At 39.1% G+C, this 26105-nt stretch carries 28 protein-coding genes, 1 tRNA gene and 1 riboswitch; of the genes, 14 read left to right on the forward strand and 15 right to left on the reverse strand.

Features of this window, described 5'->3' with window-relative positions; translation table 11 throughout:
- Positions 1-7 precede the first annotated feature (7 nt).
- The 6 genes from Q5O24_08990 to Q5O24_09015 form a co-directional block, all read right to left on the reverse strand.
- Positions 8-280, reverse strand: coding sequence for a cysteine-rich small domain-containing protein (locus Q5O24_08990; protein WKY46520.1), 273 nt, complete (start codon positions 278-280; stop codon positions 8-10).
- Positions 280-855, reverse strand: a complete 576-nt coding sequence (locus tag Q5O24_08995) for an indolepyruvate oxidoreductase subunit beta (protein ID WKY46521.1) — start codon at positions 853-855, stop codon at positions 280-282. Before Q5O24_08995 ends, Q5O24_08990 begins: the two co-directional genes overlap by 1 nt.
- Positions 855-2636 (reverse strand): indolepyruvate ferredoxin oxidoreductase subunit alpha, encoded by a 1782-nt coding sequence (gene iorA, locus Q5O24_09000; GenBank protein WKY46522.1) that lies wholly within the window; start codon positions 2634-2636, stop codon positions 855-857. Before iorA ends, Q5O24_08995 begins: the two co-directional genes overlap by 1 nt.
- Positions 2611-3576 carry a phosphate acyltransferase gene (locus tag Q5O24_09005; protein ID WKY46523.1) on the reverse strand — a complete coding sequence of 322 codons (966 nt, stop codon included), beginning with the start codon at positions 3574-3576 and terminating at the stop codon, positions 2611-2613. The genes iorA and Q5O24_09005 overlap by 26 nt, the downstream gene beginning before the upstream one ends.
- A gap of 145 nt (positions 3577-3721) precedes the next feature.
- Complete coding sequence (locus Q5O24_09010) at positions 3722-5083, reverse strand: citrate/2-methylcitrate synthase (GenBank protein WKY46524.1); 1362 nt, start codon at positions 5081-5083, stop codon at positions 3722-3724.
- A gap of 798 nt (positions 5084-5881) precedes the next feature.
- A complete protein-coding gene (locus Q5O24_09015; protein WKY46525.1) occupies positions 5882-7057 on the reverse strand; it encodes an IS110 family transposase in 1176 nt (391 codons plus the stop codon).
- A 256-nt stretch (positions 7058-7313) separates the two neighbouring features.
- Between Q5O24_09015 and Q5O24_09020 the strand changes: the two genes are divergently transcribed.
- On the forward strand, positions 7314-8882 hold the full coding sequence (locus Q5O24_09020) for a Na+/H+ antiporter NhaC family protein (protein WKY46526.1): 1569 nt from the start codon (positions 7314-7316) through the stop codon (positions 8880-8882).
- 122 nt (positions 8883-9004) lie between these two features.
- Here the strand turns inward: Q5O24_09020 and Q5O24_09025 are convergent, their stop codons facing one another.
- The 3 genes from Q5O24_09025 to Q5O24_09035 form a co-directional block, all read right to left on the reverse strand.
- Complete coding sequence (locus Q5O24_09025) at positions 9005-9703, reverse strand: hypothetical protein (GenBank protein ID WKY46527.1); 699 nt, start codon at positions 9701-9703, stop codon at positions 9005-9007.
- A gap of 88 nt (positions 9704-9791) precedes the next feature.
- Positions 9792-9874: riboswitch (cyclic di-GMP riboswitch) on the reverse strand.
- Between the two features lie 539 nt (positions 9875-10413).
- Complete coding sequence (locus Q5O24_09030) at positions 10414-11562, reverse strand: site-specific integrase (GenBank protein WKY46528.1); 1149 nt, start codon at positions 11560-11562, stop codon at positions 10414-10416.
- A gap of 186 nt (positions 11563-11748) precedes the next feature.
- A complete protein-coding gene (locus tag Q5O24_09035) occupies positions 11749-12489 on the reverse strand; it encodes a helix-turn-helix transcriptional regulator (protein ID WKY46529.1) in 741 nt (246 codons plus the stop codon).
- 147 nt (positions 12490-12636) lie between these two features.
- Here Q5O24_09035 and Q5O24_09040 point away from each other — a divergent pair, with 147 nt between their 5' ends.
- The 13 genes from Q5O24_09040 (at position 12637) to Q5O24_09100 (ending at position 19328) form a co-directional block, all read left to right on the forward strand.
- The gene (locus Q5O24_09040; GenBank protein ID WKY46530.1) at positions 12637-12837 is read left to right on the forward strand and encodes a helix-turn-helix transcriptional regulator; all 201 of its coding nucleotides are present in this window, start codon (positions 12637-12639) and stop codon (positions 12835-12837) included.
- Between the two features lie 2 nt (positions 12838-12839).
- Positions 12840-12995, forward strand: coding sequence for a hypothetical protein (locus tag Q5O24_09045; GenBank protein WKY46531.1), 156 nt, complete (start codon positions 12840-12842; stop codon positions 12993-12995).
- Positions 12996-13041: 46 nt separating this feature from the next.
- Positions 13042-13233 carry a helix-turn-helix domain-containing protein gene (locus Q5O24_09050; GenBank protein WKY46532.1) on the forward strand — a complete coding sequence of 64 codons (192 nt, stop codon included), beginning with the start codon at positions 13042-13044 and terminating at the stop codon, positions 13231-13233.
- Positions 13217-15172 (forward strand): AAA family ATPase, encoded by a 1956-nt coding sequence (locus Q5O24_09055; GenBank protein ID WKY46533.1) that lies wholly within the window; start codon positions 13217-13219, stop codon positions 15170-15172. Before Q5O24_09050 ends, Q5O24_09055 begins: the two co-directional genes overlap by 17 nt.
- Before the next feature lie 219 nt (positions 15173-15391).
- Entirely contained in the window at positions 15392-15625 is a 234-nt protein-coding gene (locus Q5O24_09060) for a hypothetical protein (protein WKY46534.1), read from the forward strand.
- The gene (locus Q5O24_09065) at positions 15619-16245 is read left to right on the forward strand and encodes a hypothetical protein (GenBank protein WKY46535.1); all 627 of its coding nucleotides are present in this window, start codon (positions 15619-15621) and stop codon (positions 16243-16245) included. Before Q5O24_09060 ends, Q5O24_09065 begins: the two co-directional genes overlap by 7 nt.
- The gene (locus Q5O24_09070) at positions 16245-16604 is read left to right on the forward strand and encodes a hypothetical protein (GenBank protein ID WKY46536.1); all 360 of its coding nucleotides are present in this window, start codon (positions 16245-16247) and stop codon (positions 16602-16604) included. Before Q5O24_09065 ends, Q5O24_09070 begins: the two co-directional genes overlap by 1 nt.
- Before the next feature lie 161 nt (positions 16605-16765).
- Positions 16766-16945, forward strand: coding sequence for a hypothetical protein (locus tag Q5O24_09075; GenBank protein ID WKY46537.1), 180 nt, complete (start codon positions 16766-16768; stop codon positions 16943-16945).
- A 376-nt stretch (positions 16946-17321) separates the two neighbouring features.
- Positions 17322-17741 carry a DUF4355 domain-containing protein gene (locus Q5O24_09080; protein WKY46538.1) on the forward strand — a complete coding sequence of 140 codons (420 nt, stop codon included), beginning with the start codon at positions 17322-17324 and terminating at the stop codon, positions 17739-17741.
- Positions 17742-17765: 24 nt separating this feature from the next.
- Positions 17766-18596 carry a hypothetical protein gene (locus Q5O24_09085; protein ID WKY46539.1) on the forward strand — a complete coding sequence of 277 codons (831 nt, stop codon included), beginning with the start codon at positions 17766-17768 and terminating at the stop codon, positions 18594-18596.
- A 5-nt stretch (positions 18597-18601) separates the two neighbouring features.
- Complete coding sequence (locus Q5O24_09090) at positions 18602-18874, forward strand: hypothetical protein (GenBank protein WKY46540.1); 273 nt, start codon at positions 18602-18604, stop codon at positions 18872-18874.
- A gap of 33 nt (positions 18875-18907) precedes the next feature.
- The gene (locus tag Q5O24_09095; GenBank protein ID WKY46541.1) at positions 18908-19117 is read left to right on the forward strand and encodes a hypothetical protein; all 210 of its coding nucleotides are present in this window, start codon (positions 18908-18910) and stop codon (positions 19115-19117) included.
- A 1-nt stretch (position 19118) separates the two neighbouring features.
- Complete coding sequence (locus tag Q5O24_09100) at positions 19119-19328, forward strand: hypothetical protein (protein ID WKY46542.1); 210 nt, start codon at positions 19119-19121, stop codon at positions 19326-19328.
- 93 nt (positions 19329-19421) lie between these two features.
- On the opposite strand, the gene Q5O24_09105 is transcribed toward Q5O24_09100, so the two are convergent.
- The 6 genes from Q5O24_09105 to recA form a co-directional block, all read right to left on the reverse strand.
- Positions 19422-19497 (reverse strand) — tRNA-Trp (locus tag Q5O24_09105).
- An 85-nt stretch (positions 19498-19582) separates the two neighbouring features.
- The gene (gene purB / locus Q5O24_09110; protein ID WKY46543.1) at positions 19583-21016 is read right to left on the reverse strand and encodes an adenylosuccinate lyase; all 1434 of its coding nucleotides are present in this window, start codon (positions 21014-21016) and stop codon (positions 19583-19585) included.
- Positions 21017-21136: 120 nt separating this feature from the next.
- Complete coding sequence (locus Q5O24_09115; protein WKY46544.1) at positions 21137-22300, reverse strand: aminotransferase class I/II-fold pyridoxal phosphate-dependent enzyme; 1164 nt, start codon at positions 22298-22300, stop codon at positions 21137-21139.
- A gap of 15 nt (positions 22301-22315) precedes the next feature.
- The gene (locus Q5O24_09120) at positions 22316-23101 is read right to left on the reverse strand and encodes a TIGR00282 family metallophosphoesterase (GenBank protein ID WKY46545.1); all 786 of its coding nucleotides are present in this window, start codon (positions 23099-23101) and stop codon (positions 22316-22318) included.
- Between the two features lie 72 nt (positions 23102-23173).
- On the reverse strand, positions 23174-24736 hold the full coding sequence (rny, locus tag Q5O24_09125; protein WKY46546.1) for a ribonuclease Y: 1563 nt from the start codon (positions 24734-24736) through the stop codon (positions 23174-23176).
- Between the two features lie 249 nt (positions 24737-24985).
- Entirely contained in the window at positions 24986-26059 is a 1074-nt protein-coding gene (recA, locus tag Q5O24_09130) for a recombinase RecA (protein WKY49237.1), read from the reverse strand.
- Positions 26060-26105: the final 46 nt, after the last annotated feature.

Genomic DNA, 26105 nt, shown 5'->3' on the forward strand with positions numbered 1-26105 from the left:
CCCCTTATCACACTTTAATTCTTAAATTTTCCATCAACTCACGAAGTTTTTCCAGCACAGCATCATAATTTTCTTTATGATGTGGAAATGAGCAATTGATACAATTCTTAATCCCACTTTTCGTATAAGAAAAATTTCCACCACACTGATCTTCAAGAGCATATAAAGGACAATAACAAAAGAGACAGTTAAAAGTCTCTTTTGACTGTATTTCATGGCAGGGAAAAAATTCGCAATCCTTATGTTGAAAAAACTTGAAATTTTCGCTTTGTTCAACCATTAAACTGCTTCCATCCCAGCCTTTAAAGCTTTTATGTTGAGTTCCACAAATTGCGGTTTTACACTGTCTTTTATAATATCTTCCCAATTGATTTCTGAAAGACCCATTGCTTTAACCAGAGACCCCAGCAAAATGACATTCATCACCTTAATATTGCCAAGCTTCTCAGCCATTTCACCGGCCTTCATCACTCTTAACGATTCGACATTTTTTTCAAGTTCAGCAAGGATACCAGTCGGATAAGCGGCTGTTCCAATAATAACTGACAACGGAAAAATTTCTGTATCATTTAATATCAGCTTTCCATCTGGTTTTAAATAATCGATTGCTCGAAGCGCTTCCATTTTTTCAAAGGCAACAACAATATCCGCACTTCCCAACTCAATAACCGGAGAAGCGACATCACTGCCATATCGAACCAGCGACGAAACAGACCCACCCCTTTGGCTCATACCATGGATTTCACTCATCTTAACATCATATCCAGCTTCCATCAAGCCGGTAGTTAAAAGTTTTGCAGCCAGAATCGTTCCCTGTCCACCTACACCAACGAGCACTATATTTTTTGTCTCCATTATCTCGCCTCCACTTTGATCGCCTGTTTTGGGCAGATTTGCGCACAAACTCCGCAACCTACACACATTTCAGCAAGAATTCCTGATTTTTTATTTTCCCTGTCAAAAGCAAGTGCCGGGCAACCGGATTTAAGACATTTTTTACAACCAATGCAGGCTTCAATATCTACTTTTGCAACCTTTTTAAAGGCTTCCGGAAACTCTTCCTTGTCTTCCTGAGACATTTTTTTCAAAACACATGGCCAACGGGTAATTAATACAGCTGGCTCGGAAAGATTTATTCCCCATTCGATTGCACCTTTAACCGCATCAAGGTCATTTGGATCAACCGTTTTTACATTTTTAATCCCACAGGCATTCACCATCGTCGCAATATCAATCATAGTTGCTGGTTCACCTTTTAAATCATAACCTGAGCCAGGATTTTCCTGATGGCCGGTCATTCCAGTAATTCGGTTATCCAAAATAATCGTCAGAGTATTACTGTTATTATAGGCAACATTTAAAAGACTGGTGATTCCTGAATGAAAAAATGTGGAATCGCCAAGAATTGAAACGACTTTTTTATCCTGCTCACCTTTAATAGCAAAAGCTTTGGCCACCCCATGTCCACCACTGATTGAGGCGCCCATACAGATCATTGCGTCTGTCGCATTGTATGGTGCCATTAAGCCTAATGAATAGCAGCCAATATCGGAAAAAATCATCAGATCTTTTCTTTTCCCCAACTCATAAAATACCCCACGATGAGGACAACCAGCGCACAGTGCAGGTGGTCTTGGTAAAATCATTTCAGGGTTTGGAGTCAAAGATTTTTTGGTTTCCCCAGACAAGGCTTGTCTGACACGATCAGGTGTCAGTTCTCCCATAGAAGGCAACTTGTCTTTCCCGATTACCTGGATGCCTGCTGCCTTAATTTCAGTTTCCATTATCGGATCATTTTCTTCGAAAATATAGAGTGTCTCTTTGCCTTCAGCAAACTGTTTAATCTTCTCCATTGGTAACGGATATGAGAAACCGATTTTTAAATATGAAACGGTATCACCAAAAACTTCCTTGGCATATTGGAAAGCAACACCTGAGCCAATCACACCAATTTTCGACTGATTATCTTCAATATAGTTATAAGCCGTTGTGTTTGAATACTCGTTTAGTTTTTCAAAGTTTTCGTTTAGTTTTACCAGCATTTGTCTTGAAAAAGCTGGCAGTGGACAATACTTGGGAACATTTTTTTCATAAACTTTATCAGGGATTTCAAGACGGTCGTCGCATGAAACAATGGATTTGGAATGACATACACGCGTCGTTAATCTGAACAAGACCGGAAGATCATAGGTTTCACTGACAACATAAGCTTCCTTTATCATGTCTTTAACTTCCTGACTGTCTGAAGGTTCAAACATCGCCACTTTTGCATGACGGGCGTAATGTCGGTTATCCTGTTCATTTTGTGAAGAATGCATTCCCGGCTCGTCTGCAGATATTAAAACTGCTCCCCCATTTACTCCCAAATACGCTAAGGTGAATAATGGATCAGCAGCCACATTAACACCAACGTGTTTCATTGCACACAGGCTTCTTACTCCAGCAATCACTGCTCCTGCTACTGACTCCAGGGCTACTTTTTCATTAGGTGCCCACTCTGATACAATCTCCTCGTAAGTTGCAACATTCTCAAGGATTTCGGTACTTGGTGTTCCCGGGTAAGCTGATGCAAATTTAACACCGGCCTCCCATGCACCTCTTGCAACTGCTTCATTTCCTGTTAACAGTTTCTTCATACTTTCTTTTTTGCTCCTCTCGTTTATCATGACAATTTCCTGTACGCTGAACCAGATAGGCTCCCAGGTTGATTGAATTTAGCTTATTATCTTGTGATTCTGAACGGGATGTTAAAATAACCGGCACACAAGCCCCCATTACAACACCCGCCAGTCTGGCCTGAGCCAGACAGGTCATCGTTTTAACGACCGCATTACCGGTTTCTATCTCCGGGAATAAAAGGATATCTGCATCCCCAGCAACTTGCGACTGATAACCTTTGATCTCAGCTGCTTCTTTTGAAACAACCAAATCCATAGCTATCGGCCCATCAGCTAGTACATCGGTCCCAAAAACACCATCGTTTGACATTTTTTTTAGTTCCGCGGCATCAAGAGTTGCCGGCATTTTAGGATTCACTTTTTCTTTAGCCGCGAGTACGGCAACTTTAATAGGATTGATATCAAGTGCTCTTGCCAGGTCAATTGCATTATCTAAAATTTCTTTTTTCTTTGAAAGATCCGGGGCAATAACCATTCCGCCATCTGTTGTAATCAAAGGCTTATGATATGAAGGCAGTTCCACAACCATGACACTACTAAGCAGACGACCTGTCATTAGACCCTTTTCTTTGTGAATAATCGCTTTTAAAAAAATCGATGTATCAACAAGACCCTTCATAACCAGATCTGCCTTTCCCTGATTAACCAGCAAGACTGCTGTCTCACAGGCCTCTTCCAGAGTACTGGCAAAAATCTGATTCGTTTTTGATAAGTCTAGCGAATTCTCTTCTTTTAATTGTTTAATTTTATTAAGATCACCGACTAAAAACACCCCTGATAAGGATGTTTCCAGTGCCATTAGTACGGCTTTTAAAAGGCCAGCTTCTTCCGGCGCGGCAATTGCCAACACTGGTCTATCGCTATTTTCCATTAACTTACTTAGGTCGGAAAAGTTCATATTTTACCTCTTTTCTCGAATCAATCCTGAGTAACTAAGTACAACTTAATAAATTACATTTAAAAACACAAAAAACCACAGCATTTACCGTCTAATTTTAACACAAATAAACGGTGAATGCTATGGTTATACGAATCAATTCTATCTAACGTTCGTCAATAGGAACATAGGGATTGCGTTCACAAACATTCTTATATGCAGGACGGATAATTTTCCCAGCGTTAATCAGTTCTTCCAGTCGATGGGCACTCCATCCGGAGATACGCGCTATAGCAAAAATTGGGGTAAATAATTGCGGTGGCAGCCCCAGCATATTATATACGAATCCACTATAGAAGTCGACATTAGCACTCACACCTTTATATATTTTTCGAGTTTCAGCGATGGCTTCCGGAGCCAGGCGTTCAACCATGGAATATAGTTCAAACTCTTCCGTTTTCCCCTTTTCTTCCGATAGCTTTTTAACAAATCCTTTGAAAACGTTGGCCCGCGGATCAGAAACCGAGTAAATCGCGTGTCCAATCCCATAAATAAGCCCCGCTTTGTCAAAGGCCTGTTTACTTAAAAGTTTAACTAGATAATCTTTGACCTGAGCCTCATCACTCCAGTCGCTGATATTTTTCTTGATATCTTCAAACATTTCGACAACTTTAATATTTGCACCACCATGCTTGGGTCCCTTAAGAGAACCAAGTGATGCAGCGATCACCGAGTAGGTGTCCGTTCCTGATGATGATACAACATGGGTTGTAAAGGTGGAATTATTCCCGCCACCATGTTCTGCATGAAGAACCAGTGCAATGTCAAGAATTCTTGCTTCAAGATCTGTATACTGGCTGTCAGGTCTTAAAATGTGGAGAATATTTTCAGCTGTTGATAAATGTGGCTGCGGTTGATGAATAAACAAACTCTGGCCATCGTGATAGTGTTTATACGATTGATAGCCATATACAGCCAATAGCGGAAAGAGGGCGATCAGCTCCAGACATTGTCTTAAAACATTGGGAATACTGATATCACTGGCTCGGTCATCATAGGCGAACAATGTCAGAACGCTTCTGGCTAAAGTATTCATCATATCAGAGCTTGGAGCTTTCATGATGATATCTCTAACAAAACTCGTTGGCAATGTTCTATAGTTTCCCAATACCCTTGAGAAATCATTCAGCTTTTTATTATCAGGTAGTTCACCAAATAATAGAAGATAGGTCACTTCTTCAAAACCGAAGCGATTCTCATTAACAAACCCATCCACTAAATCCTGGACATTGATACCACGGTAAAAAAGCTCTCCATCAATTCCAATTTTCTCACCATCTATAAAATTAAAAGCTTTAATCTCAGAAATTTCAGTTAAACCGGTAAGAACACCGTTTCCCTGAAGATCACGAAGCCCACGGTTCACTTTATATTTTTTGTAGAGTTCCGGTTCAATAAAATTATTCGAACGACATAACTCACTATATGCAAGAATTTCAGGCGTCAGCTCAGAAAAGATTCGATTCATGTTCCATCTCCTTTATTTTTTTCGTTATTTTTTATCCTTATTAAATATTATAACGTATTTCCAGTCATAATAAAAGTTAAATCTAATAAAACAAGGCCTATTTTGAAAGTATTTCTTTATTACTATCATTTAATAATTTGCAGGGTATTAAATAAATTTCAAGTGAGGATAAAATTTGTTTAATTTTAATGCTCCAAAAGCAAACTTTTTTGAGGTTCAAATTTTAAAGTCCAACAATTTTGCTTAGCTAAATTTCAGTAAATAGAGCCTACTCGCAACATCATCTCCTTTTGTAGTATTTCAAAATGATGATTTTATAAACCATCATTCTGCAGTTTTTCGAATCAGGATAAAATGAAAGAAATCAGCCTTTTCTTTCATTTTAATAAATATAATCTAAAATTTTGAAAGAATCTGCCATGATTCCTTTATTGTATTTTTGGAGGTGAAGTTTTCGTATCATTTTTTACTCATATTCTCTTTTATTCTTTATCAAATAACAAAAGCTGAAGAGGCTAAGAATGCTGTAATTTTTATTTAATACGTTTTCAATCTACGCCTCTTTTTTGCTAAATGAACTATTGTAAAAAACTACTCACTGTGATAAACTAATCCTCGTTTTGAAAACGAAAGACTAACTATTAAAAGTCAAGTCTAAATTGACATTATTTGAATGAATTGCAGAAATGCAGTTCAGATAAGTTAAGAACTGAAAATGAGTTAACTGAACATTGAAAACTGCATGACAAAAAGAGCATCTTTGCAGGTGCTCAAAAAAGAGATATTTATTAAAAAAATCTAAGCTGATTTAATGTATGTTTGCCCAGATCTTTCCAACTGGTAAATGACTCTTACAAGCTTTTTGGCCGCGTGAGATATTGCGACATTGTAGTGTTTTCCTTCAGAACGTTTCTTTGCAAGATAAGCTGCAAATATTGGATCCCAGTTACAAACAAATTTAGTTGCATTAAATAATGCATAGCGAAGATATCTGGAGCCTCGTTTCTCCATATGGGAATAGGCACCATCAAGTTGTCCTGATTGGTAAGTTGATGGCGACAGACCAGCATAAGCAAGTATTTTGTCAGGAGTATCAAAGCGTTTAAAATCACCGATTTCAGCAATAATCATAGCCCCCATACGATAACTGATTCCAGGAATGCTAAGAATGGGAGAATTTATTTCATCAATTATGATTTTGATTTCAGATTCTATTTCATCAATTTCACAATCAAGTTCCTGAATAAGCTTAATGGTGTGTTTTAGTTCCAGTGATTTAGCCGGCATATTTGAGCCAATAGAAGTTCTAGCGGCTTCTCTGAAACGAACAGCGGTATCTTTGGAATATCGACCTTTAGAGGCTGTTTCAATGAGTTTGGAAAGCCGCGTAAGGTGAGCAGACGCAACAGCACTAGCACCCGGGAATTCAGAAAGCAATGCATAAACAGAAGTTAAATGAAGAGTAGGAACAAGTTTTTCCAATTCAGGGAAAAGAATTGTAACAAGTCTGGAAATAGATTGTTTAAGTTTCGAACGTTGCTTTACTTTATCAAAACGATAGCGGGTTAATGACTTCAATTCTTCATTGTGGTAAGATGTGTCTGAGTAGGACTTTAAGTTCACATCAGACATAATCATAGAAGCAATTGTTCGGGCATCTACCTTATCCGTTTTCGTCTGTCTAAGGCTTAGACTTTTTCTGTACAGATTGGTATGTAACGGATTGATAACATAGGTGGCGAGACCTTTATCAACGAGATAACCGAGAAGATTGTAACTGTAATGTCCTGTGGCTTCCAGCCCTACTTTTACTTTAGTTAAATCTTCTGCAACAGAGGAAATCTTCTGAAAAAAATCATCAAAACCATCACGGTTGTTCATAATGGTAAAGGCTTTAAAGAGTATCTCTCCATCTGAGTTAGTAATAAAGCAATCATGCTTATCTTTAGCAACATCAATTCCTGCATAAATCATAACAGTTCTCCTTGAATAAATTTAATACTGTTTGGAACCCACGGGTACTCCCTGCGATTGTAACCTCGTTCTAAATAAACCGTCATGCGGTATCTAACTGATTAACAAATATACAAAGAGCCTGTGGTTGGAGCCTTTCGAAAACCATCTAGTGGTAGGAGATGAGAACCAATCCACAGTATCTCCAAAAAGTATAGCATACAGTCCTTGGAGAGGGACTATAAACACTACTACTATATAATACGAGGAGATTTTTATGGAAACTATTGAAGTAGGGTTGCTTTCAATTGTACCCCCACTCGTTGCAATTATTTTAGCACTGCTTACCAAGGAGGTTATCTCTTCCCTGTTAATCGGTATTTTATCTGGATCTTTAATTTACTCAATCTCAACAGGTGGTGGGCTCATTGAAATGAGTACGACTGCTTTCGGCATAATGGCAGAAACAGTGGGTGCTCCGGGGAAATTTAATATTCTGCTTTTTCTGGCTTTACTTGGTGCGCTAGTCTATCTGGTCACCCTGGCTGGCGGCTCAAAAGCCTATGGAAACTGGGCCTGTACGAAATTGAAATCAAAACGAAGTGCACTGCTGGCGACCAGCTTACTGGGCGCTATTATCTTTGTAGATGATTATTTCAACTGTTTAACGGTAGGGACAGTAATGAAACCGGTAACCGATAAGCACCGGATATCAAGGGCAAAACTTGCATATATTATTGATTCAACGGCTGCGCCAATATGTATCATTGCTCCAATTTCCAGCTGGGCAGCTGCTGTCGGCGCTACTCTTTATGAAACAGGCAGTTTTACAAATGAATTCAGCGCTTTTATTGCCACAATCCCATACAATTTATATGCACTTTTATGTATTTTAATGGTTATTTTTCTGTCCGTCTTTAATCTTGATTTCGGATTAATGGCCAAACTGGAAGCTAGAGCAAACAAGACTGGTGAACTGGGATCTCTTGATGCCCTTTCTGATGATGCAGTCAAAATGCAGGACAACGCCACCATCTGGGATCTGATTATCCCTATCGGTTCACTGATTCTGTTTTCGATTCTGGCCATGCTCTACAATGGCGGTTTCTGGGCCGGAGAAGGACTCAGTTTTTCAGAAGCCTTTGGTAATTGCGACGCCTCCGCAGCTCTGGTCCTCGGCAGTTTCTGGGCCTTAATTGTAACCTTCCTGCTCTTTGTTCCCCGAAAATTGATTGGTTTTAAAGAATTTATGGGCGGTTTAAGCGAAGGCATTAAAACTATGGTTCCCGCCTATATCATTTTAACGCTGGCCTGGACAATCGGTTCCTTATGTCAGAATTATCTGGGAACCGGCCTCTTTATTGGCGAGCTGGTAAAAACCAGCCATATACCAGTTGGACTGATTCCAGCTATCATTTTTCTGGTTTCTGCTCTTTTGTCTTTTTCGATCGGAACTGCATGGGGAACGTTTGGTATTTTTATCCCCATTGTTGTTTTCATTTCCCAGTATTCGGCACCCGAACTAATGGTTGTGACCCTATCAGCTACACTTGCCGGATCTGTTTTCGGTGACCACTGCTCGCCGATCTCTGACACCACTATTTTGTCCTCAACTGGGGCTGGTTGTGACCACCTAGAACATGTATCCACGCAAATGGTTTATGCCATGATCGTGGCAGCCTGCAGCTTTGTTGGCTACCTTATCGCCGGATTCAGTTACGGAAATCTGCCTCTCACCCTGGGAAGCTCAGTTATTTTATTAATCGTTACCCTGATGATTCTTCGCCGAATTCACCGTAAAAACATAGAAGTTGAAAACACTTCAGATAATTCCGAGCTGCTTTAACAACAGCAACTCAAAACTAAAATACCCCACAACATTAAATGTTGTGGGGTATTTTAGTGGCTGAATTCCAAACTTTTCACTGTTAAGACTTATCTTCTTAATTAATGTAAATAAAAACATTGTTATTCATTTTCTGTTTTTGTCGCGTCTATGAAACTTACGTCAGCGGGTATGTCAAACAAACTACTCCCTACCCTTTTTTTATCTATAGTATTTGTAATCAAAGTAACGACTAAATCATTTTCACGATAATTCTCAAGCTTTAAAAGTTCACCATATTTAAGAGAATACCACATATGATCTGACCGTACTCCTCTATCAGCCTCTATATATAGAACTTTCTCATCATCAATATATTCAACAATAGATGCTGTGATGATATCAGATTTATATTTTGATAAATAATCCGCCAAAGATAACCCAATTGCATCATATCCTAATTTAGCACGATCACCAGCTTGTATCATTCCATCTCTGCTATTAATATCAAACGAGTATGTTAAATCATCTAGGGCATTATAAATGTACTCGATAGTTTGACTACTATTAATAAGATATAGGTACTTAAAACCATCTTGTCGGACAACATCCACTGTTGAAGTAAAACCGCTCACATCTTCAATTAAAAAAGCATCAATATTTACTGTCTCTAAACCAATTACATCTAAGGAATCCAACAGATCTGTATTACTCAAAGTCCAGTCAGTGACAATAATAGCATCACGTTCAATAACGGTTGTATCAGATTCCTTTGCACTAATTGCAATATAACCGGTTAAAAACACTGCTGTAAATAGAAATACTAAAAATAATTTTTTCATTTAATCCTTTCTTCATTCACTTGAAAAACTGCACCTATACGAGAAACAGATAATCAGTAAAAAAGCAGATATGTCACCATACCTGCCGAAATGCAGCTGGCTGGCTTCCCTCTTGGTTAAACCCCTATAGTTTTGCGTCCTTACCTTTCGATAAGTTTGCCTAAATATCATTAAATTAATCGTAGATAGCTAATATCCGTATATTATCATTTTTTTTAAATAAATACAAGGAAATAAAAGTAAAAAATAGCAATCGACTTATAGTTCACCGCTTTAAATTCAATTTTAACTACCTAAATATATATTTTCAATCATTGATGTGATGGTAAAAATTATATGACAGCTTTATGTATAATTATCATTGAAATATATATACAATACTTTGGTAATGGCAAACATTGCTTAACTTACGTCACCACATTAGCATCTTGTGCATCAGTTATTATAAAAGCATATTCATTTTACTTCTTTACACATAAAAAAATCCACTACAAACGCATATTTAATGCGGTTCTAATGGATCCTTAGTTCATTTTTATTTGGCAGGGGCAGAAGGATTTGAATTATTATCTTTCCTGAAATCCGCAATAATCAATCATGCTGACACTAGTCATAAATCCTATTATAAAGCCTTTTCTCATTATCCTTAATAATCCTAGATAACCCACTTTCATTTCTCTAAGGGGTACGCTAAGGGGTCAATTAAGGGGTCAGAGTGTTTCAATGAAAGCGTTCATTCTGTCAGAGCTGGCCTTTCTCATGGAGTCAGTAACATGGGCGTAGGTGTCCATGGTAAAGGCTGCTGAATGGTGGCCTAAGTTCTCCTGTACTGTCTTGATATCGTCCCCAGCCTGAAGGGATAGGACAGCGAACGCATGACGCAGATCATGAAAACGCAGGTCAGGGTGATCCATTGCAGCTACAATATTCTTATAGTGCTTAACCAGCGTCCGATGAACGATATTAGCCCCCAGCGGATTGGTAAAGATGAATTTTTCCGGGTTTTGCCATGCTGAACCTGCCCTTAACCGATTTTCAGACTGCTTTACCCGCTCTGCTTTAAGTGTGGTCATAACTAAATCAGCTGGCTTAATTAGCCTTGTCTTGTTATTTTTAAGGGTAGACCATTTATAGGCACCGTCTAACCGCTGGTACTGCCTGTAAACATAGATGGTTCCGGCTTCAAAGTCTACACAGTCCCATGTCAGACCGATTATTTCAGATTGCCGTAAACCGGTGAATAGATCCACAAGGAATATATTCTCGTATGAATCCCCTTTGATCGCTTCCAGAAAAGCCGGTACAATGGTTTTATCAATCGGTTTGGTTTGAGTCTTGATAACCTTAGGTAGTTTACAGGTGTCAGCTGGATTAGACCGAATATAGCCCAGATCAGCAGCCTGTTTAAGTCCTTTGTGCAGCACACCATGAATGTTCTTAACGGTTTTGGCTGCATAATCGTCATTCAGCTTGTTATAGAATTTCTGCAGGTGGTGCGGTGCCAGTGCTGACAGCTTAACATTGCCCAGAGATGGGATGATGTGGGTATTAATTTGAACCTTGTAGGTCTTTATGGTCAGGGGCTTTAAATTTAGAACATAATCAGTGATCCAGATATTAAACCAGTCAGAAACCGTTAATTTTGATGGCTCCTTATATTCCCCGGTATCAATCGAAGCCAAGACAGCGGTCAGCTTCTTTCTAACTTCCTGTTGTGTAGCCCCATAGACGGATTTACGGATCTGCTTTCCTGTACCGGGATCACGTCCCAGAGTATACCGAGCCTCCCACCTTCCATCAGGCCGTACACGGATTTGACCAGATCCCTGGGCGTTTCGGGTTTCCTTTTTTCTTGCCATTTTAACACCTCATTTCATTGTAAAACTATATGAATTGTGGTATAATAAACTCATGTATAGGATAGAAATTTCCACAATTCTTATTCTCCTTTTTGAAGTCCTTGATCCCTGTCCGGATCAGGGGCTTTTTTTATGAGTCGGTAAATTATCCGAGTCAAACCTTCGACCCAGTAGGTTGTGGGTTCGTTATTCATCTTTCTGATACTCTGGGACTTTTGAAAGGTTGCGCCTATGATCTTCGATTAAAGTTAATAGCCCTTCATAGATTTTATAAAATTCGTCATTACTTGCTTCCCCCTCATCAGACAGTCTAATTAACACCCCATAATTTTTTATTATCTGTGTTAATCGCTTTTCACATTCCGTTCTTTTGATTTCAGAATCTATCACCTTAAAACTGTTTGTTGTAAAATTTAAACTCTTTAACAACTCAATGATTTCAACCTGTGTCAATGACTTTAAATATTCTTCAAACATCTCGATTTGTTCATTTGCCACGTTATTTTGCGAAAAAGTATCTTTCAAATCTTTATTAAAATCAATTTCGGCTCTAATAAAATCTTTAAAAGTATAACCCGATAACAATTTTAATTTGTCATCTTCAGCTTGCGTAGGTTTCATATTCCCATTAAGTAAAAATAGGCAACGCTCATAATCGATATTAAGCATATGAGCAAGACCATCGATTGTAGTAGTTCCGGCTCTTTGTAGAATGCTGAAATAATATTTATCTAATTCATCTTGGGTTAAATCTGTCACTGACACGTCTAATGCTTTTGCTATTTTTTCAAGTGTTTCACCTTTAGGATTTCTTTCTCCTCTCTCCCACTGACTAACCATTGCAGCAGAGACGCTCAAAATATCACCTAATTCTTCTTGTGTTAAGGGTTTTTTCTTCCGAAAATTTTTAATATTTTCTCCTATCAAATAGTCCACCTCCTAATTACAGTTTATCATAGCACAACGTTCATTCAAAATAAAGCAAAATGATTGAAATATTTTATTGACAAAAGCATTGTGATTGATTTATAATCGAACTAAAGCAAATTGCTTTCGTTTTAGGAGGTGAAACAAATGAGAATTGATAACCGCAAATTAGAAATTGCAATGGCCACAAAATGTATTGATCCACTGGCACTGGCAAAAAAAGCAGGGATTGCTTATTCAACAATTCAAAGAACCGCCAAAAGGGACGGTGCTAGACCGTCAACCATTGGCAAGATCGCCAAGGCTCTGGATATGCCAGTCGAGGATTTAATTGAAAAGGAGGCTTGAGCATGGAAGACCTAACCGGATATGAATTGCTGGACGTTCTGGAGGGGCTAGTTATTGGAGCCTACCACGGGGACGACCGGCACGAGCTTCTTAATTTCTTAGAAAGCTTAAGAGAAGGATTACCGTTGATTTTTGGCAGTATTCAGGACGCAGAGTAATGCGGATGTTCAAACAGTTATCATAATTTAGAAGGGATGTGAGGATGTGGAAAAACTAACCTACACAGCAAAAGAGATAGCGGAATTAATGGGGCTTGCACTACCAAAGACCTATGATCTTTGTAATCGGGCAGACTTCCCCGCTATTAGAGTTGGCAGAGCTATCAGAGTGCCGATAAAGGAATTTGAGGAATGGCTCAGCAGAGAGGCACGAGGTGAAAATGACAGAGCAATTTGAAAACATACCAAAGGACCTGACTGCTTTACCGCAATGGGTTTTAAGAAAAGGCAAGATGCCGATTAATCCCCACAATGGTTATGGTGCCAAGGCTGGTGATCCATCGACCTGGGGAACATTAAATCAGTGCGGATCTGCTTTAATGCAACAAGACTGTAAGTACGACGGTCTAGGATTTGAATTCAATGATAATGGCATTGTGGGCGTGGATCTGGATCACGTTCTTAATGATCTGGGAATACCAACAACTGAAGCACTCGACATTATCAAAAGATTAGACAGCTATACGGAAATCAGCCCTTCAGGGACCGGGCTTCATATCTTTGTATATGGAGATATCCCCCAAAACAGAAAAAGCCCTGAAAAAGGCATAGAGCTTTATAAAAACAAAAGATATTTTACCATGACTGGTAATGTGTTTGGTGAGCTGAAGCCAATCCAGCACCGGGAAGAGGGAATAATGGCCTTGTATGATGAATTATTCCAGCAGAGTCCTGCAGCGGTTGAGAGCGTCCAAACTTCAATACCGTTAACAAACAGAACCCCGCAAGAAATCCATTCCATTATACAACGTTCTAACCAATCTGAAAAGTTTTATAACTACTATCATGGCCAAAATATCAGCAACGATGAAAGTTCCAATGATATGGGTTTTTGTAATCTGCTGGCTTTCTGGACTGGAAAAGATGCAGCCTTAATGGATGCCATTTTCAGAGAGTCAGCACTTATGAGGGATAAATGGGACAGGAAAGAAAGCACCTGGGGGACTTATGGCAATAGAACTATTCAAAAGGCTATTGCTGAATGCTCAAATGTTTACGATCCAGCCGGTTATAATGTGGCCGTCACTGAATTTGGAACAGAGGTAGTCACGGTAAAAGGTCAGCAGACTTTACCAAAGCCAAAAGTTATTAATATGGTGAGTATGGCCGATGCTGAAGAAAAAGAACCGGATTGGCTGATTAAGGGCTATATGCCAAAGTATCAGATTACCACAATGGCGGGTGATGGTGGCAGCGGTAAAACAACTGTCTGGTGTGCGCTGGCTGCTGCTGTCAGTTCTGGAAAGAAACCTTTTCTTTTAGCCGGTGATCCATTGCTACCGCTATTCACTGGAGAACCTCAGACTGTGGCTTTCTTTTCTGCTGAAGATTCCTTTGAACATACCTTAAAACGTAGACTTAGGAAGAACGGCGCAAATCTTGACAACATTTTTTCAATCGACATTGCAGACGATAATTTTAAAGATATCAAGTTCAACAGCCCATTTTTACAGGCCGTAATAGAAAAGTATAGACCGGCTCTGGTTATCTTTGATCCGATCCAGGCATTTATACCACCTGAGCTTAGAATGGCCGAGAGAAACGCTATGCGTTCATGCTTAGCCCCTCTGGTGGGGTATGGTGAAAAGTACGGCACGACATTCTTAATTATCGTCCATTCTAATAAGCAGGGCAGCGTGTGGGGACGAAAAAGAATTGCTGACAGTGCCGATATCTGGGACATTAGTCGATCAGTAATTATGGCCGGTGAAACCCAGGAAAAACCAGTCAGATATTTGAGCCATGAAAAATCAAACTATTCCATGACCTCAAACACAGTGCTTTATACCATTGATGATGAAGTCGTGACGTTTCAATCCTATACAGAGAAAAAAGACCGTGATTTCATTACGGCTGAAACCCAAACAAGGGCAGCACCAGACAGGGACAGCGCAAAGGATTTTATTCTGGATTATCTGGAAGATGGCGAAAAAGAAGTCAAGGAGCTGGACAGCATGGCGGGCGCTATGAGTATCAGTAAAAAAACAATGGAAAGAGCAAAAGCCGATTTAAAGAAATTGGGATTAATAAAATACCGGACGGAAAGTCTTGGAGATAAGAAAGGTACAAAGCATTTCTTATCACTGGCCGGACTTGCTCTTATGCCCACAAAATAAGTGGTGAAGTTGAGCTTAAACCATTGATATTACTATATTTACTCAACTTCACCAATGTGACGGAGTTGAGATTTTAAGAAGATAAAACAGGGGTCAACTTCACCATGTGGGGAACATGAGTGAACCGCATAGGCAAGCCATATTTTCTCAACTCCCCCACTTAGCCAGTGTATATAGGAAGCCCACCAGTTGAAAACAAATTAAAGGAGAATAACAAATATGAATAATTATTTTGAACAGGCGAAAAAAGATGCAAAAGTGCAATTCAACCGTGATCTGATTGCTGAAACAATCGGTAATCTTGAAGAATTAAGAACCTACTTATTGGACTCAGGTTTTTTCGGATCTAGAATTACAGGGATTGGAGAGGCTGACCACATGGCTGCAGAGCTGATGAAGGTTGCGGAATTAAAAAGAATATCAGCAATGCTGGAAGGGATGAACCAATGCTAAAACTACTTGAAACCAACCAAAGACCGAAACTGGATTATGAAATGATTTACTTGAATGGGATCGACCGCACCACCAGAAACGAGGATCATTCACTGGATAATATCAGAAAAATGATTTTCAATACCGTGAAATTCTTTACGGTGGTCAATATCGAGAACCATAACCGGGAACAGCTGGAAAACCTGTTTGAGATCACCAGAGGGTTAAATGAGGTAATGACCGTGATTACCCCCGCCGACCTGATGACCATTTTTCCGATTGACAAAAATTATAAGGGCAATCGGGATCAGGTGAAGGACTATTATTCTTCCATGGAAGCGGTAAACGCTCATGGACTGCATGAACGGTTCAAAACAGCCGATGAAGTCAGAAAATTCTTATGGGATTACTGCAACACAGATATCATGGAATATCAAATAACGGTTATGTGCATTATCAGCGCTTTTAATAAGTTTGAATTTGGTGAATCACTGATAGAGCGATGGATCAGGGAAACTGATGTTGATTTACCCGTTTACCAGCAATTCACTGACCAAAACGGTAAACCGTATATGATCAGAACCACACCGTTTGTAAAAGAATTTCCGAAGCATATCAGATTATTGAAAGGGGTGCACTGATGAAAACCTATCAAATCAGATTTAAGCCGCTTGATCCGCGGGGTATTGTGTTTTGCGTGACCACAGAAGCAGAGACTAAAGACGCTGCCATGATAAAAGCTTGTGAGGCACTGAAAAAAGGTGAAATGGAAGATACCCACAGATTTCTTAGTATTGTGGAAGTCAAGCCAGATCAACCAGGAAAGAAATTAATCCCAGTCTTAAACATAACCGTGATGTCAGATGAAAAGTGGCGGGAAATCACTGAAAAAGACCATCGGGAACGACCAGAACTTTACGCTGAATTGTACAAAAATATGAGAGAGCACCCAGAACAATTTCCGGGAATGGTCGCACCGCTGGAAGAATTCTGTAAATAAAAAAGACTCCTGAAAATACAGGAGCCAACCATAGGCGGTGACGATCTACCAAACCTGTTGGCGCAGGTTCTGAGCCGCCTTTTCTAAAAAATAACATATATACCGGGATGCGCTTAGATAAATATGACTTGGACAAATCTAAATTGAAAGGAAGAACAGTATTGAGAATTGATAAAATTGTTTTAACGAATGGTGTTGAGTTTTCAGGCGAGGACTTGAAAATGATGACCCAATATGATGGTGAACCGCTTTACTGGCAGGAATATTTCTTTTACTTAAAGCAGGGTGAAAAAGCTATTTTCATCCCAAAAGACAAGGTTCTTTACCTTGAAATTCTATGAAAATAAGGATTTCTTACCAGAATGACAACGAAAAAGATCAGGTTTTGAGACTTCTTAAACCGATCTTACCAGAATACAGGGTTAAAGAAAGTGACAGTTCACCCCCATTTAAGCACCTGTATTTGACCCCTAAAAAACGCCCAAACCCGCATGTTTAGTGCGTTTGCGTTGACATACCCCCCTATTAAGTGGTATAATGAATATGACAAAATAATTTACTCAGAGTACCCCAGAGGCTTGTTAATCCTTTCCCTCTGGAAGCTTTAAACGTAGCACGGGAAACGATATTACCATTGGTTTGGTTTAATATTGTTCCCGTGTTTTTATTTTGTCTAAAAAATAGTCCACCCCGGACGTTAAAAGGAGGATCAGCAAAATGGCAAAAGAATTAGATAATGCAATTAAACAGACTTTAACCGGGAATGATCCGGGAGCCATCGAAACCAACGAGGGCAAAACCTTTTCTCAGGAACAGGTGAATGAGATTATTAAAGAACGATTAGGCAAGGAAAAAGAGAAAACCCAAAGGCAGTATGAAGCCATGGAGCAGGAATTTAAGCAGAAAGAGCTTAACCTCAAGGCTAAAGAAATCCTGTCAGAAAAAGGGCTATCTCATGACCTATTAAGTGTTATAAAGTTTGAAGATGAAAAAGGCCTTACAGATGCCTTAGCAGTAATTGAAAAGGCTTCAGGGCATATTAACCCACCCATGTTCACAATGAGTACAGCAGGCAGTCATGACGGTGAATTCAGCGGTGTGCCTGATAAAGTCAGAGAGGCCATGGGACTAAAATAAAAATATGAGAGGAACTACAAATAAATGGCAATTGAATTAGCAACTAAATATCTTCCTTATACGGATGAGATTTTCACAACTGAAAGCAAGAAATCACTTTTAACCAATCAGGACTTTTCCTGGGAGGGCGCAAAGACCGTTAAAATCTACAAGATCTCAACGGCTGCAATGAACGATTATAGCCGGTTAGATTTCCCCGGTGTATCAAAATACGGTACGGCAGCAGACCTTAACGCAACGACCGAAACCTTTATGCTGGAAAAAGACCGATCCTTTACCTTTGTGGTTGATGCACTGGATAATGACGAAACAGCCCTGCAGCTTCAGGCCTCAACAGCGCTGGCCAGACAGCAGCGAGAGGTTGTTATCCCAGAGATTGACACATATGTTTATGACGTTATGTGTACCAATGCCGGAACAATTCCAACGGCTCTGGCTCTGACAGCGGAAAACATTTATGATCAGATCCTGACAGCTTCCAAAGTGCTGGATGATGCAGAAGTGCCAGAAACTGAAAGATGCCTGGTTGTTACCCCTGATACCTATGTGCTTATGAAACAGTCAACGGATATCATCATGGAAACAGACATCGGTAATGATCTACGACTTAAGGGCGTGATCGGGATGCTGGACGGGGCAGACGTTATTAAAATCCCAGCGGTTAGACTTCCTGCTGCTTTCGGGTTTATGCTTGCCCACAAGTCCGCAACGGTAGCACCTACCAAGCTTCAGAGCTTTAAAATCCATGATAACCCACCGGGTATTAACGGATCACTGGTTGAGGGGCGTATCGTCTATGATGCTTTTGTTTTAGAGAATAAAGCAATGGCCATCTACTATCAGGCGACCGCTTAAGCTAAATGGCTAAACGGTTAAACCTAAAAACAACTCAGGAAGTCAGAAGGTCTTTAACCAGAATTGCAAATATGCTGCTGAATGATGAGATTGAACCCAAGAAAGCCAATGCGCTGACATTTGTCTGCAATGCTGTCCTGGGATCACTCAAAGCAGATGAACAAATAGCGATCAGCTCAGAGCGTCTAAGGTACCAGACCGGCGAAGGAATGGAAACCGAGGACTTAAACGAAGTCGATGATTTGATTTATGGTGATGAATCCTCACAGCCTTATTAGGCTTGTGGGGATTTTTTAGAAAGGAACGCAAAAATGAATAGAATGGATAAACTGCTACAGTCAGCTTTAAGAATGAAACTATCAGACCAGTTTGATTATATTGAAAATGGAGAAAAGAAATATATCCCGATCAGCTCTTTCGGTCAGACGATTGATTCAATGAGTGATGATGAGTTTGTAATTTTTTTAAATGCTGCTTATTCTCCTGAATCAATAGATTATAGAAATCGAGGTTTAATGTAATATGGCAAAGCGACTTAATTTAAAGAATCCACAAGAGATTAGGCGAACGCTGAACCGGGTGGCCAATATGGTAATCAATCACCAGATAGACCCAAAATCAGCAAATACTATTATCCTGGCTTGTAATTCTGTATTAAGCTCAATCCGGATTGACGACCAGCAAAAGAAGATTGATGAGCTGGAAAAGATTGTAGATCAGTTGAGTAGATAACCCCTAAGGGGTCAATTAAGGGGTCAAAATATTAATATCAGTTTCAGAACATTAAAAAAACGGCTATAACAAGCCGTTTAAATTTTTAATATCTGGCAGGGGCAGAAGGATTTGAACCCTCGGCACGTGGTTTTGGAGACCACTGCTCTACCAACTGAGCTATACCCCTGCGTTAACAACTTCTATATTATATTTGAATTTAGCATAATTGTCAAGTAATTTTTTATCGGCGGGAATTCCCGCCGATAAAACTGTTATACCTTCAAATCCACTTGATTGACATTTAATAATTCCTGATTCTCATCCAAAACAGGCTTTGCTTCTTCCTCAATAAAATCAACCACTTGCTCCGGTGCACGGCCAATATAAAGGGCTGGATCTAAAAGGCTTTGAATATCATCAACTTTTAAATTAAAGGCTGGATCATTAACTATTCTATCCATCAGGTCATTGGGTTTCCCTTCAACTTTTACAGTATGACCAGCCTCCATAGATAGAACTCGGATTTTTTCATGGAGTTCCTGACGATCGCCGCCTCTTTTAACGCCTTCCATTATAATATTCTCGGTAGCCATAAAAGGAAGTTCAGAATCAATTCGCTGACGTATTACTTTATCATAAACGACCAGATTTTCAGATACGTTCATGGCAATCATTAAAATCGCATCAGCAGCTAAAAATCCTTCTGGAATACTGATCCGTTTATTTGCCGAATCATCCAGTGTCCTTTCAAACCACTGAGTTGATGCTGTGATTGCCGGGTTCAAAGCATCTACGATAATATAGCGTGCCAGTGAACAAATTCTTTCGGTTCGCATGGGGTTTCTTTTGTAAGCCATCGCCGATGAACCAATTTGGGTCTTTTCAAATGGTTCTTCGACTTCTTTCAGATTCTGTAAAAGTCTTATATCAGTAGCAAATTTCGATAAACTCTGAGCAATCCCACTAAGTACAGCCAGCACTTGAGCATCAAATTTTCGCGGATAAGTCTGTCCGGTCACTCCAAAAGTCTTTTTAAAGCCCATCTTTTCAGCGACAAGTTTATCCACCTGCTTAACTTTTTCATGATCACCTTCAAAAAGTTCCATAAAACTGGCCTGTGTCCCAGTCGTACCTTTTACACCACGTAATTTAACATTTTCGATAAGATGATCAAGGTCTGACAAATCCATCAATAAATCCTGAATCCATAAACAAGTTCTTTTTCCAACTGTTGTCAGCTGAGCTGGCTGAAAGTGCGTGAATCCCAAAGTCGGTAAATCCTTATAGTTAAGGGCAAACTTAGATAAATGGCTAATCAGATTAATTAAAAGCTTTCGAATATGCTTAAGCCCTTGAGTATAGACAATAACATCTGTATTATCCCCAACATAAGCACTGGTTGCGCCTAAATGAATGATTCCTTTAGCACTAGGACATTGACTGCCATAGGTATGTACATGAGCCATTACATCATGCCTGAGTTCCTTTTCTTTCTTAGCTGCCAACTCATAATCAATATCTTCAATTTTTGATTTCAGTTCGTTAATCTGTTCTTGTGTAATGTTTAAACCCAATTCTTTTTCAGCCTCAGCTAAGGCAACCCAGAGTTTTCTCCAGGTCTGGAATTTATTATCAGCCGAAAAAATGTTTAATACTTCTTTTGAAGAATACCGTTCAATCAGCGGACTTTCGTAATATGTTTTCATTAAAACTCCCTTCAATTGTAAAATACTATAATCACCAGACTGAAGTCAAAAAAACCTCAGTATATATAACAATGGTTTAACTTGCAAGTAGAATTCTGGCTAAGGTCTATCCACATAATTTTAATATTTGCTGATAAAACTTATGAGTCGCTCACATCCTGTCAAAATATCTTCTTCTGAAGCAAGATAGGACAGCCTGATAATCATTTTCAAACCATTTATTTCACCAGGCATAACCAATGTATTTTCGCGGTTTAATAGAGCATCACAAAAACCGATACTATAATCTGAATGATTACCGTTTTTTTTATGCTTAAGTACTTCAGAAATGTCAATATAAATATAATATCCGCCTGCCGGAACAACCAAATCTATATTTGAACATGGACTGAGTTGATCAATAATAAAGTTTCTTCTTGCTTTTAATAACTCTTTGATATCGTTGGTTGTAGATTTTTTGTTGATATGTATTTCATAGTTATCAATGAACACAGAAGGATTGAAATAGGAACCTATTTTTCTAATTTCATTGATAATCGTTTTATTGGCAGCAAGATAACTATGTGAATCAGAATGCATCTGAATTGTATGTCCAAGCATTAAAACAGATAGATTTTTAATTTTCTGATTGATTGAAGCAATATTTAAAATCTGTCGGGAATTATAGTTGAACTCGTTATCCATTTCGTCCCATACAACAATGAGCTTGCTTCTAACAAAAAAATCAGCCAATTCAAGTAGTTCACTAATGGAATAATTCCCACCACAGATCCCCATTGATGCATTGATTACGACAGCTTTCGTTTTAGTCGATACTGCGTTCTCTAAATCACGGATTGAAAGTTTATTTTCGTTGTCTACACCAGTTTCAATTAAACGCGGTAGACCACCTGCAAGTTTAACGAGATCAGGATAATGCTCGCGATGCGGCTTTGAAATCAACACTTCCTCTCCAGGATTAAGGATTACCTGCATCAGCATCAAAAAATTCATATCACCATTTTGACCAATCAGTATCTGTTCAGAACCATAGTCTAATCCTTGATCAACTCGAAGCTTTTCAGTAAGCAGTAGACGCAGATCATCCGTCTGAAAGACGCCTTCACTGTTATCTGATAATTCATTAGCTAAAATGTCATTCAGGCCACCGGATTTTTGCGGCAGTTCAAATCCGTCCGACTCGAAACTGAATACTTTATTTCCATTATTTCTAATTGTCTGTGCCTTATCAAGCAAATTTTTTTTAATTGACTCTCCGCAGTTTCTAACACGTCTGGAAATCATCCATCTCTCCTTACTTTATACCGTTTCAAAAACCTTATAAACACGCTGAATCGATTTTGCAAGATTTGTTTCATGATCAATTGATACCACTATTCCGTTGACCTGAACTGCTCCATTAGCTGTTTCAAATCGCTTAGGTCGTTTATTCAGCATCGTTTCAAGAATAATCTCTTTTTCAACTCCAATTACGCCATCAATTGGTCCCGTCATCCCTACATCAGTAATATAGGCAGTCTGATTTTCCAACAATCGCCCGTCAGCCGTTTGAACATGGGTATGCGTGCCATAGACAACGGTGGCCCAGCCATCGAGAAAATATCCCATGGCAATTTTTTCTGAGGTCGCTTCGGCATGAAAATCTACAATTATTATATCAGCCTGATCTTTTATTGACTCCATCAGTGGTTTTATTGTATTGAAGGGACAATTTAAGCTAGGCATATATATTTGTCCCGACAAATTAATGACAGCAATTTTTTTACCATTACACTGATAAAAACCTATCCCTTTTCCAGGACAGGGTTCAGGATAATTCAAAGGCCTGACGATCGGCTCAAACTGATCAATCGACAAAAGCAGATCTTTATGCTGCCAGACATGATTTCCCATCGTCATTGCATCAATCGAAAGGGCAAGTAATTCTCTTGCATTCTTGGTAGTTAAACCATTTCCTCCAGAAGCATTTTCGCCATTTACGACAGTGAAATCAATATTGTATTCATTAATTAAATCATTCAACCGGTTTTTTAAGAGACTCCGTCCCGGTCGACCATAAACGTCTCCCAATATTAATATATTCATTTTTTACCTTATTTCAAACCGTAAAAAAAGGGGGCCCCTCTTTCGTTTTTTCGAAAGAAGGAACCTCTCCTTTTATTTTGCAAAATCACTGGCTCGGGTTTCCCGAATCAGATTCACTTTAATGTTACCTGGGTATTCCATCTCAGCTTCAATTTTCTTGGCAATATCCCGTGATAAGAGGATCATTTCATCATCGTTAACCTGATCTGGTTTGACCATGATTCTAACTTCTCTACCTGCCTGGATAGCATACGATTTTTCTACTCCTTCAAAGGATGTAGCAATCGTTTCAAGCTCTTGAAGTCGCTGAATATAAGATACCAGAGTCTCTCTTCGAGCTCCCGGTCGAGCTGCTGAAATGGCATCTGCTGACTGCACCAGTACCGCTTCAATGGTACGGGCTTCAACATCACCATGATGAGCTTCAACAGCGTGGATAACATTTTTATTTTCTTTATATTTCTTCAGTAAATTAACACCAATCTCAACATGAGGACCTTCCACTTCGTGATCTATCGCTTTTCCGATATCATGAAGCAAACCTGCCCTTTTTGCCACTTTAATATTCGCATCCAATTCTGCTGCCATGATACCAGCCAAATGAGATACTTCAATCGAATGTTTTAAAACATTCTGACCATAAGAGGTACGGTATTTTAAACGTCCCAGAAGTTTTATGATTTCGGGATGAAGTCCATGAATTCCTGTATCAAAACAAGCCTGCTCACCTACTTCTTTAATGTGAGCGTCAACCTCTTTTTGAGATTTTTTGACCATTTCTTCAATTCTTGCTGGATGAATTCGTCCGTCAATAATCAATTTTTCCAGAGACAACCTGGCGATTTCACGACGAATAGGATCAAATCCAGATAAAATAACTGCTTCCGGCGTATCATCAATGATTAGATCGATACCTGTTAAAGTTTCAAGTGTTCGAATGTTTCGGCCTTCACGGCCAATAATTCGCCCCTTCATTTCATCATTTGGTAAATTAACCACTGTGATAGTCTGCTCAGCCACATGATCTGCTGCACAACGTTGAATGGACTGGGCAATCAGTTCTTTAGCCTTTTTATCAGCAACCGCTTTGGTTTCAGCTTCAATTTGTCTAACCATCAGAGCCGCTTCATGGCGTGTCTCTTTTTTAATATCTTCCAATAGAATAACCCGTGCTTCATCAAAGGTCAGTCCTGAAATACGTTCAAGTTCTTTGACTTGATCTTCGTATAAAATATCCAGTTTTTCCTGCTTTTTATCCAGGTCTTTGTTTCTCCTGGACAAAGTCTCTTCATTTTTTTCAAGACTTTGTGATTTCTTTTCCAGATTTTCTTCTTTTTGGATCAACCGGTTTTCAAACTTCTGTAATTCAGATCGGCGTTCCCGATTATCATTTTCCTGAGACTCTTTTAAACGCAATGTTTCTTCTTTTGCATCAAAAAGAATTTCCTTCTTTAATGTTTCACCTTCTTTGACGGCATCATTAACAATTTTTGTTGCAGTTTCCTCTGCATTCCTCACCTTACCTTCGGCAATATTTTTTCTAACCAGGTAACCAATGAAGAAAGCTGCAATAATCCCGACAATTAAGCCTATTACTACAATGTCGATAGTATTCACCTCCTTATATCGATTCATTTTTAATAATTCATTATACTCATCATGACTTATATTTTATCCTTTTTTGAAAATAGTGTCAAGAAACAAATAACAGCTAATCGCAATCTCCATTGCCACTGATGTTTATTTATTTTCAACAATCATGATTGATAAAAATATGTTTAGAATCATTTTAATCTACACCTGATATTAGCATAAAAGGCTTAAGAAAAACAAAACCCTGCAAAATGCAGGGTTAAATATAAATTTTCAGTTTTACTTCTTTTATTAAAACTCTTCGGTTTCAAAATAGTCATCTTCATTTGGTTCATTTTCATCATCTTCTAAAACAGTTTCCTGCAGTTCTGGTTGATTCAATGCCGCGTAATGTTGACGTATTTCTTTTTCAATTTCATCGGCAATATCTGGGTTAGCTGCCAAAAATTCTTTTGAATTGTCTCGTCCTTGACCTAATCGATGTTCTTTATATGAGAACCACGATCCTGACTTGTTGACAATGTCTAGTTCGACACCAACATCTAACAAATCCCCTTCTTTTGAAATCCCCTTACCATACATAATATCAAATTCAGCTGTTTTAAAAGGTGGCGCAATTTTATTTTTGACAATCTTTGCTCTGGTACGATTCCCGATCAGATCCTGACCTTTTTTAAGCGATTCAATTCGTCGCACATCAATTCGTACAGATGAATAAAATTTAAGGGCACGACCACCTGTAGTTGTTTCAGGATTTCCAAAAGTAACACCAATTTTTTCTCGTAACTGATTGATAAAGATTACTGTTGTATTTGATTTTTTAATAATCCCCGTCAATTTACGCAAGGCCTGTGACATCAGTCTGGCCTGGAGCCCCATATGGGAATCACCCATTTCACCGTCAATTTCCGCCTTCGGAACCAGAGCAGCTACGGAATCAATAACGACAACATCTAGCGCGTTACTACGAACTAATGCTTCAACAATCTCCAGAGCCTGTTCACCCGTATCTGGCTGAGCCACCAGCAGATTATCAATATCCACACCTAGAGCCTTGGCGTAAACTGGATCAAGGGCATGTTCAGCATCCACAAATGCCGCATTGCCACCAGTTTTTTGAGCTTCTGCGACAATATGCAAGGTTAATGTTGTCTTCCCCGATGATTCCGGCCCATAAATTTCAACTACTCGGCCTCTTGGAACACCACCAATTCCCAGTGCCATATCAAGCCCAATAGATGATGTAGAAATTACATCAATTTCAAGTTTTGCACCTTCATCACCCAGACGCATCACCGCACCTTTTCCAAAACTCTTTTCGATATTTTTCAGCGCTGCCTCCAGCGCTTTGTTTTTATCGGTCATTCCCGTTTCTTCGGAATATTTTTTTGCTTTATCAGCCATCCTTTTC

This window comes from Eubacteriaceae bacterium ES3, from assembly GCA_030586155.1.
In the GTDB taxonomy this organism is placed as follows: Bacteria; Bacillota; Clostridia; order Eubacteriales; family Eubacteriaceae; genus Acetobacterium.

Bases quoted from the DNA above. Each gene is read 5' to 3' on its own strand.
- Q5O24_08995 (WKY46521.1), bottom strand. From the start codon at position 855: ATGGAGACAAAAAATATAGTGCTCGTTGGTGTAGGTGGACAGGGAACG.
- recA (WKY49237.1), bottom strand. From the start codon at position 26,059: ATGACCGATAAAAACAAAGCGCTGGAGGCAGCGCTGAAAAATATCGAA.
- Q5O24_09055 (WKY46533.1), top strand. From the start codon at position 13,217: ATGACAGAGCAATTTGAAAACATACCAAAGGACCTGACTGCTTTACCG.
- Q5O24_09115 (WKY46544.1), bottom strand. From the start codon at position 22,300: ATGATTTCCAGACGTGTTAGAAACTGCGGAGAGTCAATTAAAAAAAAT.
- Q5O24_09010 (WKY46524.1), bottom strand. From the start codon at position 5,083: ATGAATCGAATCTTTTCTGAGCTGACGCCTGAAATTCTTGCATATAGT.
- Q5O24_09060 (WKY46534.1), top strand. From the start codon at position 15,392: ATGAATAATTATTTTGAACAGGCGAAAAAAGATGCAAAAGTGCAATTC.
- Q5O24_09120 (WKY46545.1), bottom strand. From the start codon at position 23,101: ATGAATATATTAATATTGGGAGACGTTTATGGTCGACCGGGACGGAGT.
- Q5O24_09080 (WKY46538.1), top strand. From the start codon at position 17,322: ATGGCAAAAGAATTAGATAATGCAATTAAACAGACTTTAACCGGGAAT.
- Q5O24_09025 (WKY46527.1), bottom strand. From the start codon at position 9,703: ATGAAAAAATTATTTTTAGTATTTCTATTTACAGCAGTGTTTTTAACC.
- Q5O24_09095 (WKY46541.1), top strand. From the start codon at position 18,908: ATGAATAGAATGGATAAACTGCTACAGTCAGCTTTAAGAATGAAACTA.
- Q5O24_09090 (WKY46540.1), top strand. From the start codon at position 18,602: ATGGCTAAACGGTTAAACCTAAAAACAACTCAGGAAGTCAGAAGGTCT.
- Q5O24_09070 (WKY46536.1), top strand. From the start codon at position 16,245: ATGAAAACCTATCAAATCAGATTTAAGCCGCTTGATCCGCGGGGTATT.
- Q5O24_09065 (WKY46535.1), top strand. From the start codon at position 15,619: ATGCTAAAACTACTTGAAACCAACCAAAGACCGAAACTGGATTATGAA.
- Q5O24_09005 (WKY46523.1), bottom strand. From the start codon at position 3,576: ATGAACTTTTCCGACCTAAGTAAGTTAATGGAAAATAGCGATAGACCA.
- iorA (WKY46522.1), bottom strand. From the start codon at position 2,636: ATGAAGAAACTGTTAACAGGAAATGAAGCAGTTGCAAGAGGTGCATGG.
- Q5O24_09040 (WKY46530.1), top strand. From the start codon at position 12,637: ATGAGAATTGATAACCGCAAATTAGAAATTGCAATGGCCACAAAATGT.
- purB (WKY46543.1), bottom strand. From the start codon at position 21,016: ATGAAAACATATTACGAAAGTCCGCTGATTGAACGGTATTCTTCAAAA.
- Q5O24_09085 (WKY46539.1), top strand. From the start codon at position 17,766: ATGGCAATTGAATTAGCAACTAAATATCTTCCTTATACGGATGAGATT.
- Q5O24_09045 (WKY46531.1), top strand. From the start codon at position 12,840: ATGGAAGACCTAACCGGATATGAATTGCTGGACGTTCTGGAGGGGCTA.
- Q5O24_09015 (WKY46525.1), bottom strand. From the start codon at position 7,057: ATGATTTATGCAGGAATTGATGTTGCTAAAGATAAGCATGATTGCTTT.
- Q5O24_09020 (WKY46526.1), top strand. From the start codon at position 7,314: ATGGAAACTATTGAAGTAGGGTTGCTTTCAATTGTACCCCCACTCGTT.
- Q5O24_09030 (WKY46528.1), bottom strand. From the start codon at position 11,562: ATGGCAAGAAAAAAGGAAACCCGAAACGCCCAGGGATCTGGTCAAATC.
- rny (WKY46546.1), bottom strand. From the start codon at position 24,736: ATGAATCGATATAAGGAGGTGAATACTATCGACATTGTAGTAATAGGC.
- Q5O24_08990 (WKY46520.1), bottom strand. From the start codon at position 280: ATGGTTGAACAAAGCGAAAATTTCAAGTTTTTTCAACATAAGGATTGC.
- Q5O24_09100 (WKY46542.1), top strand. From the start codon at position 19,119: ATGGCAAAGCGACTTAATTTAAAGAATCCACAAGAGATTAGGCGAACG.